Origin of the sequence: Pseudomonas sp. NPDC087342, assembly GCF_044744265.1 — a bacterium.
Classification (GTDB): domain Bacteria; phylum Pseudomonadota; class Gammaproteobacteria; order Pseudomonadales; family Pseudomonadaceae; genus Aquipseudomonas; species Aquipseudomonas nunensis.
The window spans coordinates 161,716-179,850 of the sequence record NZ_JBIUXZ010000006.1 but is presented as its reverse complement, the minus strand read 5'-3'; the positions used below and the strand labels follow the sequence as shown (position 1 = coordinate 179,850).

The 18,135-nt window shown below is 63.3% G+C and carries 8 protein-coding genes; 2 read left to right on the top strand and 6 right to left on the bottom strand.

The window, feature by feature from the left end:
* Positions 1-74: 74 nt before the first annotated feature.
* The 3 genes from hemB to ACIOYV_RS16015 all read right to left on the bottom strand — a co-directional run bounded on the left by hemB (position 75) and on the right by ACIOYV_RS16015 (position 2,968).
* Positions 75-1,049 (bottom strand): porphobilinogen synthase, encoded by a 975-nt coding sequence (gene hemB, locus ACIOYV_RS16025; RefSeq protein WP_054051622.1) that lies wholly within the window; start codon positions 1,047-1,049, stop codon positions 75-77.
* A gap of 353 nt (positions 1,050-1,402) precedes the next feature.
* A complete protein-coding gene (locus tag ACIOYV_RS16020; RefSeq protein ID WP_401324979.1) occupies positions 1,403-2,245 on the bottom strand; it encodes a PhzF family phenazine biosynthesis protein in 843 nt (280 codons plus the stop codon).
* Between the two features lie 24 nt (positions 2,246-2,269).
* A complete protein-coding gene (locus tag ACIOYV_RS16015) occupies positions 2,270-2,968 on the bottom strand; it encodes a glutathione S-transferase family protein (protein ID WP_054617386.1) in 699 nt (232 codons plus the stop codon).
* Between the two features lie 303 nt (positions 2,969-3,271).
* Between ACIOYV_RS16015 and ACIOYV_RS16010 the strand changes: the two genes are divergently transcribed.
* Both ACIOYV_RS16010 and ACIOYV_RS16005 read left to right on the top strand, forming a co-directional pair.
* The gene (locus ACIOYV_RS16010; RefSeq protein WP_163913545.1) at positions 3,272-3,946 is read left to right on the top strand and encodes a histidine phosphatase family protein; all 675 of its coding nucleotides are present in this window, start codon (positions 3,272-3,274) and stop codon (positions 3,944-3,946) included.
* Between the two features lie 92 nt (positions 3,947-4,038).
* Positions 4,039-5,094 (top strand): permease, encoded by a 1,056-nt coding sequence (locus tag ACIOYV_RS16005; RefSeq protein ID WP_401324976.1) that lies wholly within the window; start codon positions 4,039-4,041, stop codon positions 5,092-5,094.
* 118 nt (positions 5,095-5,212) lie between these two features.
* Here the strand turns inward: ACIOYV_RS16005 and mnmH are convergent, their stop codons facing one another.
* The 3 genes from mnmH to ACIOYV_RS15990 form a co-directional block, all read right to left on the bottom strand.
* The gene (gene mnmH, locus ACIOYV_RS16000; RefSeq protein WP_401324974.1) at positions 5,213-6,316 is read right to left on the bottom strand and encodes a tRNA 2-selenouridine(34) synthase MnmH; all 1,104 of its coding nucleotides are present in this window, start codon (positions 6,314-6,316) and stop codon (positions 5,213-5,215) included.
* The gene (gene selD / locus ACIOYV_RS15995) at positions 6,316-7,350 is read right to left on the bottom strand and encodes a selenide, water dikinase SelD (RefSeq protein ID WP_401324971.1); all 1,035 of its coding nucleotides are present in this window, start codon (positions 7,348-7,350) and stop codon (positions 6,316-6,318) included. Before selD ends, mnmH begins: the two co-directional genes overlap by 1 nt.
* A gap of 244 nt (positions 7,351-7,594) precedes the next feature.
* Complete coding sequence (locus ACIOYV_RS15990; protein WP_401325225.1) at positions 7,595-18,007, bottom strand: autotransporter-associated beta strand repeat-containing protein; 10,413 nt, start codon at positions 18,005-18,007, stop codon at positions 7,595-7,597.
* Positions 18,008-18,135: the final 128 nt, after the last annotated feature.

Genomic DNA, 18,135 nt, shown 5'->3' with positions numbered 1-18,135 from the left:
GTCGCCATTTGTATTGGCTGACATACCGCCTTCGCGAGCAAGTCCGCTCCCACAGGGGGGAGATGCGGTGTTGGTTAGATCCCGGCCAGGGCCAGGTCCATCGCGAAGTAAGTGAAGATCAGGTCTGCGCCGGCGCGCTTGATGGCGCCGAGGCTTTCACGCACCACGCGATCTTCATCAATCGCCCCGGCCTGAGCGGCGAATTTGATCATCGCGTATTCGCCGCTGACCTGATACGCCGACAGCGGCAGACGCGAAACCTCGCGGATGTCGCGGATGATGTCCAGGTACGCGCCGGCCGGTTTGACCATCAGCGCATCGGCGCCTTCCTGTTCGTCCAGCAGCGATTCACGCACGGCTTCGCGGCGGTTCATCGGGTTCATCTGGTAGCTTTTACGGTCGCCTTTCAACGCGCTGCCGCCAGCTTCGCGGAACGGACCGTAGAGTGCCGAGGCGAATTTGGTCGAGTACGCCATGATCGCGGTCTGGGTGAAGCCGGCTTCGTCGAGGGCCCGGCGAATCGCCTGGACCTGACCGTCCATCGCCGCCGACGGGGCGATCACATCAGCACCGGCACGGGCCGCAGCCACGGCTTGTTTGCCGAGGTTGATCAGGGTTTTGTCGTTGTCGACTTCATGATTGTGCAGCACGCCGCAGTGGCCGTGATCGGTGTATTCGCAGAAGCAGGTGTCGGACATCACGATCATCTCCGGCACCGCATCCTTGGCGATGCGCGACATGCGCGATACCAGGCCGTTATCGTTCCAAGTATCGCTGCCGCTGCTATCCAAGTGATGGGACACGCCGAAGGTCATCACCGACTTGATCCCGGCACGGGCATACCGCTCGATCTCGCCGGCCAGTTTCGACTCGGGAATCCGCATCACACCGGGCATGCTTTTGATCGGCACGAAGTCGTCGATTTCTTCCTCGACGAAAATTGGCAGCACCAGGTCGTTCAGGCTGAACTCGGTTTCCTGGAACAGGCTGCGCAGGCTCGCATTGCGGCGCAGACGGCGTGGACGTGCTTCGGGGAACTGGCTGGACATGGGTTTTCCTGAGACAAAAGTCGTAGGGGGCGAAGCTTATGCCCTGTCAGGCGCAGGACACAAACCTCAAGTGCGGAACAAACCCTTACCGGTCCGGCAACAATCCCCTTGTGGGAGCGAGCCTGCTCGCGAAGACGGTCGCACATTCAACATCCAGGTGACTGGCCCACCGCATTCGCGAGCAAGCTCGCTCCCACAGGGATTTTGTGTCGGCCCGGATCAAATGAAAGACGCTGGACCACTGTGGGAGCGGGCTTGCTCGCGAAGGCATTGTGTCAGTCGTCACATGTATTGACTGATGCACCGCCTTCGCGAGCAAGCCCGCTCCCACAGGGGATTGGTGTTTCACCCCGCTACAAACTCAGCGTCCCGGCGATACAGGTCACCACTGCGCCACCAATCCAGATCTCATCTCCGACCTGATCCACCTGAATCCGTCCCGCACGCCCCATGGTCAAGCCTTGGCTGACTACATATGACGCCGGTGCCAGCCCTTCACCGAGCAACCACTGGGCAATCCCCGCATTCAGGCTGCCGGTGGCCGGGTCTTCCGGCATGCCGTCGCCGGAGATGAACGCGCGGACTTCGAACTGTGCATCATCGCCGTCACGCTCAGGATTCCACGGCGCGATCACGCCAACCGCCAGACCTAGCATTTGCGAATGATCCGGCTGCACATCGAGTACCTGCTGCCGATCCTCGACCATCACCGCCAACCAGCCAGCGCCGTTATCAACCCATTGCGCCCGAACAATCGCCCCCTCCTCCAGCCGCAGTCCACGTCGCACCCGCTCGACCACGTCGGCATCCACCGCCCCGGTCCGAAGCAGCGGCGGCGCGAGAAACGCCAACTCCGCTCCTTGCCGACGAATCCGCACCAGCCCGACGCCGCACTCCTGAATGATCTCATCACCCTTGGGCACGCCACCGGCCTCAAGCCAGGCGTGACAGGTGCCAAGGGTCGGATGCCCGGCGAACGGCAGTTCCGACAGGGTGGTGAAGATCCGCACCCGGTAGTCGGCGCGCGGGTCCCGGGGCTCGAGAATGAACGTGGTTTCGCTGAGATTGGTCCAGCTCGCGAACGCTGCCATGCGCTCATCACTGAGCCGGTCAGCGCCGAACACCACCGCCAACGGATTGCCTTTGAGCGGCGTTTGGCTGAACACATCGACTTGCTTGAAATTGAAAGAACTCATGGCCTGCCTTGGTCTTGAATAGCTTTACTTGGGAATTTCCAGCCCGCGCATCACCGCCGGCCGCGCCAGGAAGCGCTCCAGCACCCGTGTGATATTGGGGAAATTCTGGATGCCCACCAGATCCCCCGCCTCGTAGAAACCGATCAGGTTGCGCACCCACGGGAACGTCGCGATATCCGCGATGGTGTAGCGCTCGCCCATGATCCAGTCGCGCCCTTCCAGACGTTTGTCGAGCACATTGAGCAGGCGTTTGCTTTCTTCGACGTAGCGATCACGCGGACGTTTGTCCTCGTAGTCCTTGCCGCCGAACTTGTTGAAGAAACCGACCTGGCCGAACATCGGCCCGATACCGCCCATCTGAAACATCAACCACTGGATCGTCTCATAGCGCGCCGCCGATTCCTGGGCCAGCAACTGGCCACTTTTGTCGGCGAGGTAGATAAGAATCGCCCCGGACTCGAACAGCGGCAGCGGCTGATCGCCTGGGCCGTGGGGATCGATGATCGCCGGGATCTTGTTGTTGGGGTTCAAGGACATGAACTCTGGCGACAACTGATCGTTGGTCTCGAAACCCACACGGTGCGGCTCATACGGCAGGCCGATCTCTTCAAGCATGATCGAGACCTTGACGCCGTTGGGGGTCGGCAAGGAGTAGAGCTGAATCCAGTCGGGGTACTGGGCCGGCCATTTTTGATTGATCGGGAACGCAGAGAGATCGGTCATGGGTGCATCCACGCAGACATTGGAGCGCTGATCATAATGTAGGTCCGGGGACTTCTGGCGCAGAAATATGCGGGTATCCATAAATCCGAAACATCCTGTCGCTAACCTTCAGCCATCCCGTCGAAGGTTGCGGCTAAAGTGCTGCGAAACCGCCGGTATCGAACCAAATGGGCCTCAGGGGACTCTGAGCAATGCCCTTCACGGAAACGGACCGGCACAACGACATGGAAAACACCCGACGCTGGGAGCGCGGTGTAAAGGTTTGTCAGCCTTAATCGAATGCGCTGAAGAACCCATTATTCAATGATGAACCTCTTGAAATTTGCCCAACGCTTCAAGCATCGCGCGTACATTTTCCTGCCTTCGTTACTGGCGGCCAGCGCGCTGTTCCTGTCGCTTGAGTCCAGCGAAAGCCGCGCCCAACCGGCCGACGGCACCCAGACGCTGGTATTCCTGCGCCATGCGGAAAAACCCGAAGGCGGCCTGGGCCAGCTCAATTGCCAGGGGTTGAACCGTGCGATAAACCTGTCCACGTTGCTGCCAGAGAAATTCGGCAAGGCCAACTATGTGTTCGCCGCCAACCCGACGCGCAATGTCGAGGAAGGCGAACTGGACAATTCCTACAGCTACATTCGCCCCCTGATGACCATCAGCCCCAGCGCAATCAAGCTCGGGTTGCCGGTGAACATCGAGTATTCGGCCAACGACACCAGCGATCTGGCGGATGAACTGCTGCACGACAAGTATCACAACTCGATCATCTACACCGCCTGGTCCCACGGCTACCTGCCCGAGCTGATCAACAAGGTTGCCGGCGACGCGCTGGGCAAGAAACAGAACATCACCGAGGACTGGGAGTCCAGCGACTACGATTCGCTGTACGTACTGACCCTGACCTGGCACAACGGCAAGGCCAGCCTGGTCAGCCACACGTATAAACAGGGGCTGGATAACGGCTCGCAGAACTGTCCTACGTAAGACGTCTGCCACGTCCCACACTCTGTCGGGACCACGGGTAAGAAGGGGCTGGGCTATCATCAGTTGATCTCTCCCTTGCCCGGAACCTTGCCATGTCTCTCTCAACCACAGCACTCCCCGCCCGGGGCTGGTCGTTCTGGTGGAAACCCGCGCTGTTCCTGCTGGTCGCCTGTGTCGGCCTCTACTACGTCAAATGGTCGCCCTACTACCTCAAGGCTTTCGTCGCCGCTGACAATCACAGCATCGGCGCCTCGATCATCAACGACCAACAATCCGACCCAATGATCGCCGCCCTGACTTACGCCAAGGTGTATTTCCTGGCGATCTGGAAAGCCGCCGTGCTGGCGGTGATCCTCGGCTCACTGCTGCAAGTATTGATTCCAAGGGACTGGCTTCTGCGCTTGTTTGGCCGCGCCGGTTTCGCCTCGACCCTGCGCGGTGGCCTGTTCGCGCTGCCGGGCATGATGTGCTCGTGCTGCGCGGCCCCGGTGGCGGCGAGCATGCGCCGACAGAACGTGTCGGTAGGCGCGGCGCTGGCGTTCTGGATCGGCAACCCGGTGCTCAACCCTGCCACGCTGGTGTTCATGGGCTTCGTGCTCGGCTGGGGCTTTACCGCGTTGCGCCTGGTGGCGGGTATCGTGCTGGTGTTTGGCGTGTCGTTGGTGGCCCAGCGGATCGCCGGACCGGAGAACGTGCCCGAAGCCGCTGTCGAAGCGGTAGCCGAAGCCCGCGAGATCAACGCGCAACCGTTCCTGACCCGCTGGGGCCGGACGATCTGGCAACTGTTCTGGAGCACCATCCCGATCTACATCCTGGCGGTACTGGTGCTGGGTGCGGTGCGGGTCTGGGTGTTCCCGCACATCGATGGCGCTATGGCCAACAGCCTGTTGTGGCTGGTGCCGCTGGCGATCATCGGCACGTTGTTCGTGATTCCGACCGCCGCCGAAATCCCTATCGTACAAACCATGATGACCCTGGGCATGGGCACCGCCCCGGCGGTCGCGCTACTGATGACCTTGCCGAGCATCAGCCTGCCGTCGCTGTTGATGCTGCGGAAGGATTTCAATACGCGGGTGTTGGTGAGCGTGGCGCTGATGACCATGGGGATCGGGGTGATCAGCGGGTTGATCGGGGCTGCGTTGCTTTAAGTTTTTTAGCGTCTGTAAGGGCGCCTTCGCGGGCAAGCCTCGCTCCTACAGGGAGCGAGCGTTAGCCTCGCTTTTGTAGGAGCGAGGCTTGCCCGCGAAGAGGCCAACAAAACCACCATCACTTCCGAAGGCTACCCCGCTCCCGCAGATACTCCAGAACCGCCCCGCGCTCCCCGGCAAACTCGATCCGCGCGCCCTTCTTCTCCCGCTGAAACCCATACATCGGGTCGTAATACTCAGTCAGCAACCCTTCGATCCAGCCCCGGTGCAAGTCCACCGCGCCACTGCGAGCCTGCTCCACCAATGCGTCTTCCATCAGAATCAACATGCGCCGATGACGTTCCCCGCCGAGGCGCTTCTGCACATTGTTCAGGCTTTCCAGCAATCGCTCGGAAAACAGCGCAAAGCCGTCCTCGCCATGCACCCCGATAAACTCGGCGCACAGGTCCACCACGTAATCGCGCAAAATCCGCTCAACCCGCCCTTCCAGGCTGTCTTCCAGCCAGACCATCGGAAACTGCTGCATGCCCTGATACAGCGGCAGCGGCAAGGCACAACTGCCCACTGCACGACTCTCGTCTTCGAGCACGAACTGCTCGATGCCCCGCGCGCGCTTTTTCAGCAGATCCACCGCCAGACGGTTTTCAAAATCGATGTTGGAAGGTTGGCCGGTGGCGCGCTTGCCGAAGCTGGAACCCCGATGATTGGCGTAGCCTTCCAGGTCCAGCCCGTTGCTCAACTGCGTCAGCACTTCGGTCTTGCCGGTGCCGGTCATGCCGCCGAGCAAGACGAAATCGCACTGCGCCACCGCTTGCTCTGTCGTCTCCAGTAAAAAGGAGCGCATGGCCTTGTAGCCACCACCGATGCGCGGATAGTCGATGCCCGCCTCGTCCTTGAGCCACTGCTGGACGATCTGCGAACGCAAGCCGCCGCGAAAACAATACAAATAGCCATCGGGGTGAGCCCGGGCAAAATCGGCCCATGCCTGGAGGCGCTCGGCCTTGACCTGGCCGGACACCAACTGATGCCCCAAGGCAATGGCCGCTTGCTGGCCGTGCTGTTTGTAGCAGGTGCCGATGCGTTGCCGCTCGTGGTCATTCATCAGCGGCAGATTGACCACGCCGGGGAACGAGCCCTTGAGAAATTCGACTGGCGCACGGGCATCCATCATGGGCCGGTCGTTGAGAAAGATGTCGAGGTAATCGGTGCAATCGATTGACATCAAAACACCTCGACCGCGTTGGTCTGTCGCTCTACCAATTCGCCGATTGGCTCAAGGCTCAAGCCCAGTTCGGCAGCCACCGCGAGGAACTGCGCGTTACCCTCGGGCGTGACCGCGATCAGCAGGCCGCCGCTGGTTTGCGGATCGCACAGCACGCGTTTATGCAGCTCCTGCAAACGCCCGAGTTTACTCGCGTAGCTGTCGAAGTTGCGCAATGTACCGCCCGGTACACAGCCCTGCTCGAGGTAATACTCGACGCCCGCCAGACGTGGCACGCGGTCGTATTCGATGCGGGCAGTAAGTCGGCTGCCATCGGCCATTTCCACCAGGTGCCCGAGCAGGCCGAAACCGGTGACGTCGGTCATCGCCGTCACGCCGTCGAGTTTGCCGAAGCGGCTGCCGGGTTTGTTCAGGGTGCACATCCAGTCGCGGGCCAGGCCGATGTCGGCGTTGCGCAACTTGCCCTTCTTCTCGGCAGTGGTGAGGATGCCGATGCCCAGGGGTTTGGTCAGGTACAGGAGGCAACCGGCGGTGGCGGTGTCGTTGCGCTTCATGTGGCGTTTTTGCACCAGCCCGGTGACGGCCAGGCCGAAGATTGGCTCCGGGGCGTCGATGGAATGCCCGCCGGCCAGGGGAATGCCCGCCTCGTCGCAAATCGAGCGGCCGCCGCGAATCACTTCCCGGGCGATTTCCGGGGCCAGCACATTGACCGGCCAGCCGAGAATCGCAATCGCCATCAACGGATCGCCGCCCATGGCGTAGATGTCGCTGATGGCGTTGGTCGCGGCGATGCGGCCGAAGTCGAACGGGTCGTCGACGATCGGCATAAAGAAGTCGGTGGTCGAGACCACGCCGCGCTCGTCGTCGATGGCGTACACCGCCGCGTCATCGCGCGAGGCGTTGCCGACCCAAAGGTTTGGATCGAGGTTCTGCGCGCCACTGCCGGCCAGAATCACTTCCAGTACCTGTGGCGAGATTTTGCATCCGCATCCTGCGCCGTGGCTGTATTGGGTCAGACGAATCGGCTCGCTCATGGGGTGCACCTCGTAGAGTCAGTGGGGCCGATTCTAGCAGACGGGATTTATGGTGCCTGTGAGGGCCCCTTCGCGAGCAGGCTCGCTCCCACAGGTGATCTTCGGCGGACACAAATTTTGTGTCCGCCATCGATCCAATGTGGGAGCGAGCCTGCTCGCGAAGGCTGCAGCACAGGCACCACATCCCTGACTGACAGGCAAAAAAAACCGCCCTTACGGGCGGCTGAAAGTGCTTCGACCGCGATTAGAACCCGAGGCTGAAACTGATCGTCATGGCGTGATCTTCGTTTTTGCCCGACACCTGACCCGAGTAGCCGAGGCCGAGTTTGCCGTTCTGGCTGATCTGGAAGTCCACGCCTGCTTCAAGCAGCGCGCTGTCCTTGGCAATTGGCACGCCCTGGGTGCTGAACGAGGCGCCGCCGTCGATGAAGCTCAGGTCGGCATCCGGTTTGGTGTCGCCGAAGGCATGACGCCAGCCTATGGCCGCACGCGGGGTGAATTGCCCGCCGTTGGCCAGGGTGATGACTTTGCCGGCGCGCAGGCCCAGGGTGGAGAAGGTGATGTCCTGGCTGGAATCAGCTTTCAGACGCCCCACTCCGCCTTTTTCGTGCACGGTGTCGCTGTCGTAGTTGACGTAGGACAGGCCGGCGAACGGTTCCAGCGCAACGCCTGCCGCTTCGAGCGTGTAACCCACTTCACCGAACACCTGGGCGCTGCGTGCGTCGTAGTCGCCTTTCAGGCGATCGTTGTAGCCGCCGACGTTGACGTCACGCTTGGTTTCGATGTCGTGCCAGCTGTAAGCGGCACCCAGGCGTACGGCCAGGGCGTCGAACTGCGAGTTGAGGTACGCCGCCAAGTGGTAGCTTTCGACCGTGGCGTCGGAGCGACGGTCATGAGCATCCAGGTCGCTGCGGGTGTAACCGGCGGCCATCCCGGCACGCCATTGATCGTCGATCTGTTTGTCGGTGCCGAGCATGAAGCCACTCAGGTTGCGATCAAGTTTGGCGCTGTTGCTGTCGCCATCCATCTCGCCCCAGGCGCCGAGCGCGCGCATCCAGCCAACCATTTCGCCGTGGCAGCCGCCGCTGGACAGGCGATTTTCGCTAGGCGCCAGCGCGCGGCGAGGATCGTCAGGCCCACTGCAGGACGGCTGGCGCATACGGTCGTTGACCGCGTCACGGATGTAACGCGAATCTTCGAGAATCGCGCTGGCGGTACTGGCGTGAATTTCCCCGGACAAGCTGTCGAATGCCGCGCGGGCACCGGCAGTGCTCAAGTTGATGACTTCGTTCTGCAACGCCGCACCGGCCACGCCATTACGGCTCAGCGCGGAAGCGGTGCTGCGTTGGTTACCCGTGGCCGCAACCGTGGCGAAGGACGTCTGGTTACGACTGACGGCCAGATCGACTTCGTTGGCGCTGTACACCAGTGATGTGTCGAGGAACGCACGTTCCGGCAGATCGGTTGCGCTGAACGTACCGTTGACGCCACCGCCCGCCGTAATCAACTTATAGGTGGTGTCGCCGGAGTACGGCAGCAGATTGGTGACTTGCAGCGCACCATCAAGGGTTGCCGTGCCGCCCACTGGCAACGGTGTGACGGTCGGCGAAGTGACGGTCAGTGCCAGCAGGCCGTCCGCCGCGTTGGTCAGGTTACCCGTCACACTCAGGGTTTCGCCATTGGCGCCGGACGAGAACACCCCGTGGTTGACCACCGAGCCGACACTGCCATTACCGGTCAAGGCTGCGCCATTGAACACGGTGACCTGCCCGCCGAAGTTCGACGGAGCATCACCGACCTGCAACAGGCCTTGTTCCACTTCGACGGTGCCGCTGAACGGGTGATCACCCTCGATCAGCAGCGTGCCGGCGCCCTGTTTGACCAGATCACCGGTGCCGCTGAGCACGCCGTTGAAACGCCCGTTACTGGACTGGGCAAACAGCAACCGTGCATTGTTGAGGATGCGGCCTTGCAGGCTCGTGGTGTTACCGACCAGCGTACCGCCGCTGACGAGGGTGCCGCCGCTGTAGGTGTTCGCGCCGCTGAGCACCAGGGTGCCGGCATCGAGTTTCTCGATGCCGCCGGTGCCGACCAGAGGCGCCGAGATTTCAGCGGTGACGCCCGAGTTGATCCGCACCGCCGCGAGGCTGCCATCCGCCGCGTTGATTGGGGTCAGGCTGCCGTCGGCACCTGGCACCAGGCGATAACCGTTGTCGAGCACCTGCAACCCGGTGAAGCCCTGGTTGCCGGCGATTGTCACGGTACCGCCCTGCCCGCCAAATATTGCGAACCGACCGCTCGAACCCTGGCTTGCCGTACCACTGGCGTTCGTCCAGTTGGTGCTAGAGCCCCAGACGCCGTCGCCGCCGCTAATCGTACCGTCAGCGTTGGTTTTGCCGCCGTTCCAGAACTGCACTTCACCCTGGGTCGTCTGCATCAGCAGGTTGACCTGATTGGCCAACGCGGTTTGCAGGGACAGGCTTGAGGACGCCACACCGCCCGGCAATGTGCCGAAGGTCAGGCCGTTGTCGGTCAGGTTGCCGCCGTAGTGGAACAGTTGATAGACACCGGTGCCGAAACCGCCGGCATCGGTGATGTTCAGCGTGCCGTCGAGGGTCAGGTTGCCGGCGACGTTGACCACATTGGTCGAGCTGGTCGCCGAGCCGAGGCTGAAGTCCAGGCTGGTACCCGACGCCAAGGCCAGGGAGCCGACCGACAATGGTGTGACGCTGCCACCACCGACCAGGGTCGCGCCGCTGGCCAGTTGCACCGCGCCGCCGATCTGGCCGGTGCCGCCGAGTTTCGCCCCGCTCGCCACGTTCACATTGGCGCTGTTGAGCGTGCCGTTGACCAGCAACGAACCGGCCTGGACGTTGGTGTCGCCCGTCAGGTCGTTGGTGCCGGTGAGCAGCAATTCGCCGGTGCCGTTTTTAGTCAGCGTACCGCTGCCGGTGAGGTTACCGGTGTAGGTGCCGTTGTTGCTTTGCTCGAAGGTCAGAGCGGCGTTGTTGAGGATCGCGCCTTGCAGGCTGGTGGTGTTGCCGCTGGTGATGCCGGCGTTGAGGGTGGTGCCACCGCTGTAGGTATTGGTGCCGCTGAGTACCAGCGCGCCGCTGCCGTTTTTCACCAGACTGCCGGTGCCAGCGATGATGCCGCTGAGGGTGGTGGCCTGGGTGCCGGCCAGGGTCAGTTGCCCGGTGAGGTTGATAGCGTTGGTCAGTTGCAGGGCGGCGCTGCTGTCGAGTTGCGCACTGCCACCGACGCCGAGTGCGCCGGTGCCGATGGCGCTGTTGTTGCCGAGGATCAGCGAGCCGGCATTCAACTGCGTGCCGCCGGCGTAGCTGTTGCTGCCGTTCAGGGTCAGGCTGGAAGCGCCGTTCTTGATCAGGCTGCCGGTGCCGATGACAACGCCATCGAGGCTCAACGCATTTGAACCGGCGACGCTCATCGCACCGTTCAACGCGATAGCGTTGGCGAGGCTGACGGCGCGGTTGCTGTCCAGCGTGGTGCCGTTGGCTGCGGTGAGTACGCCGCTGCCGAGCGCGCCGTTATTGCCCACTACCAAGGTGCCGCCGTTAAGCGCGGTGCCGCCGGTGTAGCCATTGGCACCGTTCAGCACCAGGGTGCCGGTGTCGTATTTGCCCAGGGTGCCGGCGCCGTTGATCGCTACGCCGAGGGTTGCGGTGCTGTTTGGATCAACGCGGAAAGTCGCGTTGCCCAAACCGCCGTTGACCAGGTTCAGTACGCCCGCCGTGCCGTTCAACAAGCTGTAGCCGTCGGTGACGAATTGCATGCCGGTAACCGCGTGCGAGCCATCGACCGTGACATTGCCCGCCGTGCCCTGGAATACCGCGAAGCTGTTGGCCCAAGCCTGATTCGAGGTGCCGTTGACATTGGTCCAGTTGGTGCTGCCGCTATTCCATGTACCGCTGCCACCGTCGATTGAACCATTACCGACCAATTGCGCGCCGTCCCAGAATTGCACGGTGACGTTCGGTGCGCTGACCAGCAGGTTGACCTGGCTGCCCACGGCGGTCTGCACTTGCAGATCGCCCGGCGATACGCTTCCCGGCACCGTGCCGACGGCCAGACCGTTGTCGGTCAGGGCGCCAGTGTAGTTGATGATGCGATACACACCGCTGCCGAAGCCGCCGATGTCGCTGACATTGAGGTTACCGTCGAGGGTCAGGTTGCCGCCGACATTGATCAGCGCGTTACCGCCGCCGGACACCGGCACACCGAGCCCGACATCGAGGTTGGAGTTGCCGCTCAAGGCCAGCGAACCCACCGACAAGGCGCTGCCGGTGGCCAGTGCGACGTGACCGCCATCCGCGACATTGACTGCGCCGATAAGGCTGCCGCTGCCGGCGAGGGTCCCGCCGTTGTTGACCGCGACGTTGGCACTGCCTAGGGAACCGCTGACATTCAGGGTGCCGCCGTTGATGCTGGTGTCGCCGGTCAGGCTGTTGATGCCGGTGAGGTTGAAGGTGCCGCTGCCGAGTTTGTCGAGCAAGCCGCTGCCGCTGAGCACACCATCAAAAGTGCTGCTGGCATTGTTGCCGCCGAGGCTCAACGTGTTCCCCGCGCCGACCAGCGCCGTACCGCTGCCGGTCAGGCTGGCGAGACTGCCGGACGCACCGAGGTTGAGGCTGGTGCCCGCCCCGAGATTGACTCCGGCATTGTTGCCCAGGGCCGTGGCGGAGGTGGTGCTCAAGCTGCCGCCCAATACGTTGAAGGTGCCGCTGAAGGTGTTGTTGCCGCTGAGGCTCAGGTCTGCCGCGCCGTTTTTGTTCAGGGTTCCAGCGCCGCCGACAATACCGGCCAGGGTCAGGTTATTGGTGCCGGCCACGTTCAGCGCCGCGTTGACGTTGATGTCGTTGGCCAGGCTCAGCGCCGAGCTGTTATCCAGCGTCGAGGCACCGGCAACGGTCAACGCACCAGTGCCGAGCGCCGCCGCGTTGCCGAGGGTCAGGGTGCCGGCGTTGAGGGTGGTGTCGCCCTGCAGGCTGTTGACGCCGTTGAGGGTCAGGTTGGCCGCGCCGTTCTTGATCAGGCCACCGACACCGCTGATCACACCGCCGAGGGTCAAGTCATTGCTGCCGCCCACCGCCAGCGTGGCGTTCAAGCCGACGTTATTCGCCAGGCTCAGCGCCGTGTTGTTGTCCAGCGTCGAGGCACCTGAGACCGTCAGGTTACCCAGGCCCAGGCCCGAAGCGTTGCCGACCGTCAGGGTCCCGGCGTTCAGGTCGACACCGCCGAGGAAGCCGTTGACGCCATTGAGCACCAGGTTTGCCGCGCCAGTTTTGCTCAGGCTGCCAGCGCCGTTGACCGCGCCGTTGAGGGTCAGGTCAGCACTGCCGGCGATGCCGAGGTTGCCGGCCAGATTGATCACGTTACCGACAGTCACCGCCGTCGCGGCATCAAGAGTGGTGGCGTTGGCGGCATTCAGCGCGCCGGCGCCGAGTGCCGTGTTAGAGGCCAGAATCAAGCCGCCGGCACTCAGCGTCACCGGACCGAGGAATGTGTTGTTGCCACCGAGGGTCAGGTCGGCCCCGCCGGCCTTCACCAAACCACCCACGCCGCTGATCGCGCCGTTGAGGGTCAATGCATTGGAGCCCGCGATGTTCAGGTTGCCGGCCAGATCCACGGCATTGCCGAGGGTGACAGCGGCGTTGCTGTCCAGGGTGGTGCCCGAAGCCGCAGTCAACAGACCGCTGCCCAGCGCCGTGTTGCTGCCCACCACCAGCGTGCCGCCATTCAGCAAGGTGCCGCCGCTGTAGGTGTTGGCGCCGTTGAGCACCAAGGTGCCGCTGTCGAGTTTGGCCAGGGTGGCCGCCCCGTCGATGGCGACGCCGATGGTGGCGGTCGAACCCGGATCGACCCGGATCGCCGCATTGCCGCCGGTGCCATTCACGGCAGTCAGATGCCCGGCCGCGCCGGTCAGCAGGTTGTAGCCATCGGTGACGAACTGCATGCCGTTAAAGGTCTGCGTACCCAGTACCGTGACGTTGCCCGCCGTGCCCTGGAAGATTGCGAAGTCGCTGGCCCAGGTCTGATTGGTCAAACCATCGGCCGAGGTCCAGTTGGTGCTGCCGGCATTCCAGGTCCCGGAGCCGCCGTCCACCGTGCCGTTGGGCAAGGTCTGGCTGCCGTCCCAGAAACGCAGGCTCACGTTAGGCGCAGTCACCAGCAGGTTGATCTGATTGCCGATCGACGTTTGCAGCGCCAGGTCCGCGAGGCTGTAGCCGATCGGGATCGCGCCGATGTTCATGCCCAGGTTCAGCAGGCTGCCGGTGTAGTTGATCAAGCGATACACGCCGACGCCGAAACCACCGGCATCCGCGACATTGAGATTGCCGTCGAGGGTCAGGTTGCCGCCGATGTTCAGCAGCGAACTGGTGGACGGTGCGCCGAGGGCGACGTCCATATTGGAAGTGCTGTTCAGGGCCAGCCCGCCGACCGATAAGGTGTTGCCGCTGCTCAGGCCCAGATGACCGCCGTTGTTCACGTTCAGCGTGCCCAATACCGAGCCGGTGCCGGTCAGGGTTGCGCCGGTGTTGACGTTGACGTTGGCGCTGCCCAGCGAACCGCTGAGGTCCAGGGTGCCGCCGTTGACTGCGGTGTCGCCGGTGAGGCCGTTGATACCGGTGAGGTTAAGCGTGCCGGTGCCGACTTTGGTCAAGCCGCCGGGGCCAGCCAAACCGCCGTCGAAGGTGCTGGTGGTGCTGACGCCGCCCACCGACAAGGTGTTGACCGAGCCGATCAGCACGTCACCGCTGCCGTTGAGGCCGGCGAGGCTGGCATCGGTGCCGAGGTTGAGGCTGGCGCCAGCGCTGATGTTAGCGCCGGAGGTGTTGCCCAGCGCGCCGGTACTGGCGGCGGTGACGCTGCCGGACAGAATGTTCAAGGCCCCGGTGAAGCTGTTGTTGCCGCTAAGTGTCAGGTCGGACAGGCCGTTTTTGTTCAGCGCGCCGGCACCGTCGATGATGCCGCCGAGGTTCAGGTTATTGTTGCCCGCGATGTTCAAATCGGCATTCAGCGTCATGGCATTGGCCACGGTGAACGCCGCGCTGTTGTCGAGGGTCGAGGTGCCGCCCACGATCAACGCGCCAGTACCGAGTGCCGCGCCGTTGCCCAACGTCAGGCTGCCGGCGTTCAGGGTGGTATCGCCCTGGTAGGTATTGACGCCATTGAGGGTCAGGTTGGCCGCGCCATTCTTGATCAGTTGACTGGTGCCACTGATCACGCCACCGAGGGTCAGGCCCTGAGTGCCGCCGACGGTCAGGTCGGCATTCAGTGCCACGTTGTTGCCGAGGCTGACCGGGGCATTGCTGTCCAGGGTTGCCGCGCCAGCGACGGTCAAGCCGCCAAGGCCCAGCGCCGAGCCATTGCCGACGGTCAGGGTGCCGGCGTTCAACGTGGTGCCGCCGAGGAAACCGTTGGCGCCATTGAGGACCAGATTCGCCGCACCGTTTTTCACCAGGTTGCCGGCACCGTTAACCAGCCCGGTCAGGGTCAGGTCAGCCGAACCGCCGACGTTCAACGCACCGGCCAGGTTCACCTGATTGCTCAGGCTCACGGCGGTGTTGCTGTCCAGCGTGGTGTTGGCCGCCGCATTCAATGCACCGGCGCCCAAGGCACCGCTGGCGCCGACGATCAGTTTGCCGGCGTTCAGCGCGGTGGCGCCGAGGTAGTTGTTGCTGCCGTTAAGGGTCAGGTCGGCGGCGCCGTTTTTGATCAGCCCGCCGATGCCGCTGACCACCCCGTTGAGGGTCAGCGCGTTGGTTCCAGCGAAGGTCAGGTTGCCGCCCAGGTTGACCGCGTTGGCCAGGGTCGATGCAGCACTCGCATCAAGGGTGGTGCCACCCGACGCGTTCAACGCGCCAGAGCCCAGCGCGGTATTGGAACCGACGATCAGGCTGCCGGCATTCAGCGCGGTGGTGCCGGTGTAGGTGTTGGCACCGGTAAGCGTCAGGCTGGACGCGCCGATTTTAATCAACCCGCCAGCGCCAGCGATGACGCCGTCGAGGGTCAGCGCATTGGCACCGCCGGTGGTCAGGTTGGCGTTGAGAGTGATGGCGTTGGCCAGGCTCAGGGCCGAACTGCCGGTCAGCGTGCTCGCGCCGCCCACGGTCAGGCCGCCAGTGCCCAGCGCCGCGCTGTTGCCGACGGTGATGCTGCCGGCATTCAGCGTGCTGCCGCCCTGGAAGGTATTGATGCCGTTGAGGGTCAGGTTGGCCGCGCCATTCTTGATCAATTGATTGGTGCCGCTCAGCACGCCATCCAGGGTCAGCTGGTTAGTGCCGCCGATGCTCAGGTCGGCGTTTATCGCAATGTCGTTGGCGATGGCAACGCCACTGCTGCTGTCCAGCGTCGAAGCGCCGGCCACGGTCAGCACACCGCTGCTCAAGGCATTCGCGTTGCCAACGGTGAGGGTGCCCGCGTTCAGAGTGGTGCCGCCAAGGAAGGTGTTGGCGCCATTGAGGGTCAGGTTGGCGGCGCCGTTTTTGGTCAGGCTGCCGCTGCCACCGACCACACCACCGAGGGTCAAGTTGGCGCTGCCGCCGATGTTCAGGTTACCGGTGGTGTTCACCGCGTTGGTCACCGCAACCGTGGAACTGGCATCCAGCGTGGTGCCCGCCGCCGTGTTCAAGGTGCCCAGGCCCAGCGCGGTGTTGGAGCCGAGAATCAGCGAGCCGGCGTTCAGCGCGGTGTCGCCGGCGTAGCCATTGGTGCCGCTGAGGGTCAGTGCGGCGCTGCCATTCTTGATCAATCCGCCCGCGCCGTTGATCGCGCCGGTCAGGCCTAACGCCTGAGTGCCGCCGATCGTCAGGTCGCCGCCGAGGTTGACCGCATTGGCCAACGTCACCGCCACGCTGGTGTCGAGGGAGGTGCCGGCGGCGGTGTTCAACGCGCCAGTGCCCAGCGCGGTGTTGGACGCCAGCAGCAAGCCACCGGCGTTCAATGCGGTTGGGCCCAGATAGGTGTTGTTGCCGCTCAGGGTCAGGGTCGACAGACCATTCTTGATCAAGCCGCTGGAGCCGGAAATCAGGCCATTGAGGGTCAGCGCGTTGCTGCCCACGACGGTCAGGTTGCCGTTCAGCGCCACCGAATTGTTCAGCGTCACGCCGGTGGTGGTATTGAGACTCGCCGCCGCGTTGACGTTCAGCGAGCCGCTGCCGAGCGCATTGTTGTTGCCCAGGCTCAGTGTGCCGGCGTTGAGGTCGGTGCTGCCGGTGTAACTGGCGTTGTTGCCGGTCAGCGCCAGCGTGCCGCTGCCGTTTTTCGAGATGCCGCCCGCGCCACTGATCAGCCCCGACAGGGTCAGACTGCCGACGCCGGAGGTGCCCATCGCGCTGTTGAGCACGATGTTGTTGTTCAGGGTAATAGTGCCCGGCGCCTGCAGCACGGTCGAACCGCCCACGGTCACCGTGCCGGTGCTGAACGCCAGGTTGTTGCCCAGTTGTACCGAACCGCCGTTGAGGGCGGTAGCGCCCAGATACGTGTTGGCGCCGTTGAGCACCAGTTGGCCCGTGCCGTTCTTGGTGATGCCGCCGCTGCCGCTGATCACGTTGCCGAGGGTGATGGCGTTGGTGCCCAGCAATTGGATGCCGCTGGCGCCGAGGTTGATCAGGTTGCTCAACGACAAACCACCGCTGCTGGCCTGTAACCCGCCGCCATTGGAGGTCAGCACGCCGCTGCCGAAGGTCGCGTTGTTGTTGAACTGGGCGATACCGCCATTCAGCGTGGTGCTGCCGGTGACCAACGGACCTTGCAAGGTCCAGGTGCCGCTGTTGACCGTCAGGTTGTTGAAGTTGACGTAGTTGGCGCTCGACACCACGCCAACACCCGAGGTGCCACCGCCGACACCGATGGGGTTTTGCAGGATCAGCGAGTTGATGCCCCCCGCGCCGCCGTCGATCTGGCCGGTGGGTGCGAAGGTCAGGTTGACGCCGATCAACCCGCCGAGGGCCAGACCGATGCCGCCGCCATTGGAAATGGTCGAACCGGTAATCGCGGTGAAGGTGTTGGTGCTGCCATCGCCCATCGACACGCCACCGCTGATGGTGCCGGAGTTGACGAACGTGTTGCCGCTGGCCGAGGTCTCGAAGGCCATCCGGCCGTTGATGGTGCCCGCGTTGATCACATTGACCTGGGCGCCGCCCTGCGCCGCGACGATTGGGGTATCCGCCGAGAACAGCGTGATGTTCAACAGCGCAGTCGAGCCGAGGGTGCCGTTGTTGACGATGTTGGTGCTGCCGCCAGCGCCGTTGTTGATGTTCAACGCCATGCCGTTGAGGCTGCCCAGGTTGACGCCAAGCAAGTCGCCAGTGCCACGGATAATGCCGGTGGCGGCGTTGGTGACGTTCACCACCGAGGCGCCCGCGTTGCCGATCACCGCGCCCGCGCTCAGCAGGGTCACTGCGCCGAGCATGGCCGGGTCGATCAGCCCGGCGTTGTTCAGCGTGATGTTGTTGCCCGTGAGGTTCAGCACCTGCCCGCCGAGGGTGGCGTTCAGTTGCGCGGCGGAACCGACGTTGACCGTCAGGTCGTTCACCGCACTGGAAAAGGTATTGAGGAACAACGGCAACGACGGCACGCCGCTACAGGTCACCGTCCCGCCCGCTGCCGGACTGCCTGGCGTACAGGCGGCCATCACTTGCGGACTTGAGAGGGTGGCAACCACCCCGACGATACCGAGGCGGACAGCAAGAGAAAGAGGGCAGACACGGAAAATCGGGGCGATGACAGATCTCAAGTCCACGGGCAGTTCCTTTACGTGGT

What these genes read in the sequence shown, in the direction of transcription:
- hemB (WP_054051622.1), bottom strand. Translation starts at nt 1,049, where the DNA reads ATGTCCAGCCAGTTCCCCGAAGCACGTCCACGCCGTCTGCGCCGCAAT.
- ACIOYV_RS16020 (WP_401324979.1), bottom strand. Translation starts at nt 2,245, where the DNA reads ATGAGTTCTTTCAATTTCAAGCAAGTCGATGTGTTCAGCCAAACGCCG.
- ACIOYV_RS16015 (WP_054617386.1), bottom strand. Translation starts at nt 2,968, where the DNA reads ATGACCGATCTCTCTGCGTTCCCGATCAATCAAAAATGGCCGGCCCAG.
- ACIOYV_RS16010 (WP_163913545.1), top strand. Translation starts at nt 3,272, where the DNA reads ATGATGAACCTCTTGAAATTTGCCCAACGCTTCAAGCATCGCGCGTAC.
- ACIOYV_RS16005 (WP_401324976.1), top strand. Translation starts at nt 4,039, where the DNA reads ATGTCTCTCTCAACCACAGCACTCCCCGCCCGGGGCTGGTCGTTCTGG.
- mnmH (WP_401324974.1), bottom strand. Translation starts at nt 6,316, where the DNA reads ATGTCAATCGATTGCACCGATTACCTCGACATCTTTCTCAACGACCGG.
- selD (WP_401324971.1), bottom strand. Translation starts at nt 7,350, where the DNA reads ATGAGCGAGCCGATTCGTCTGACCCAATACAGCCACGGCGCAGGATGC.
- ACIOYV_RS15990 (WP_401325225.1), bottom strand. Translation starts at nt 18,007, where the DNA reads ATGGCCGCCTGTACGCCAGGCAGTCCGGCAGCGGGCGGGACGGTGACC.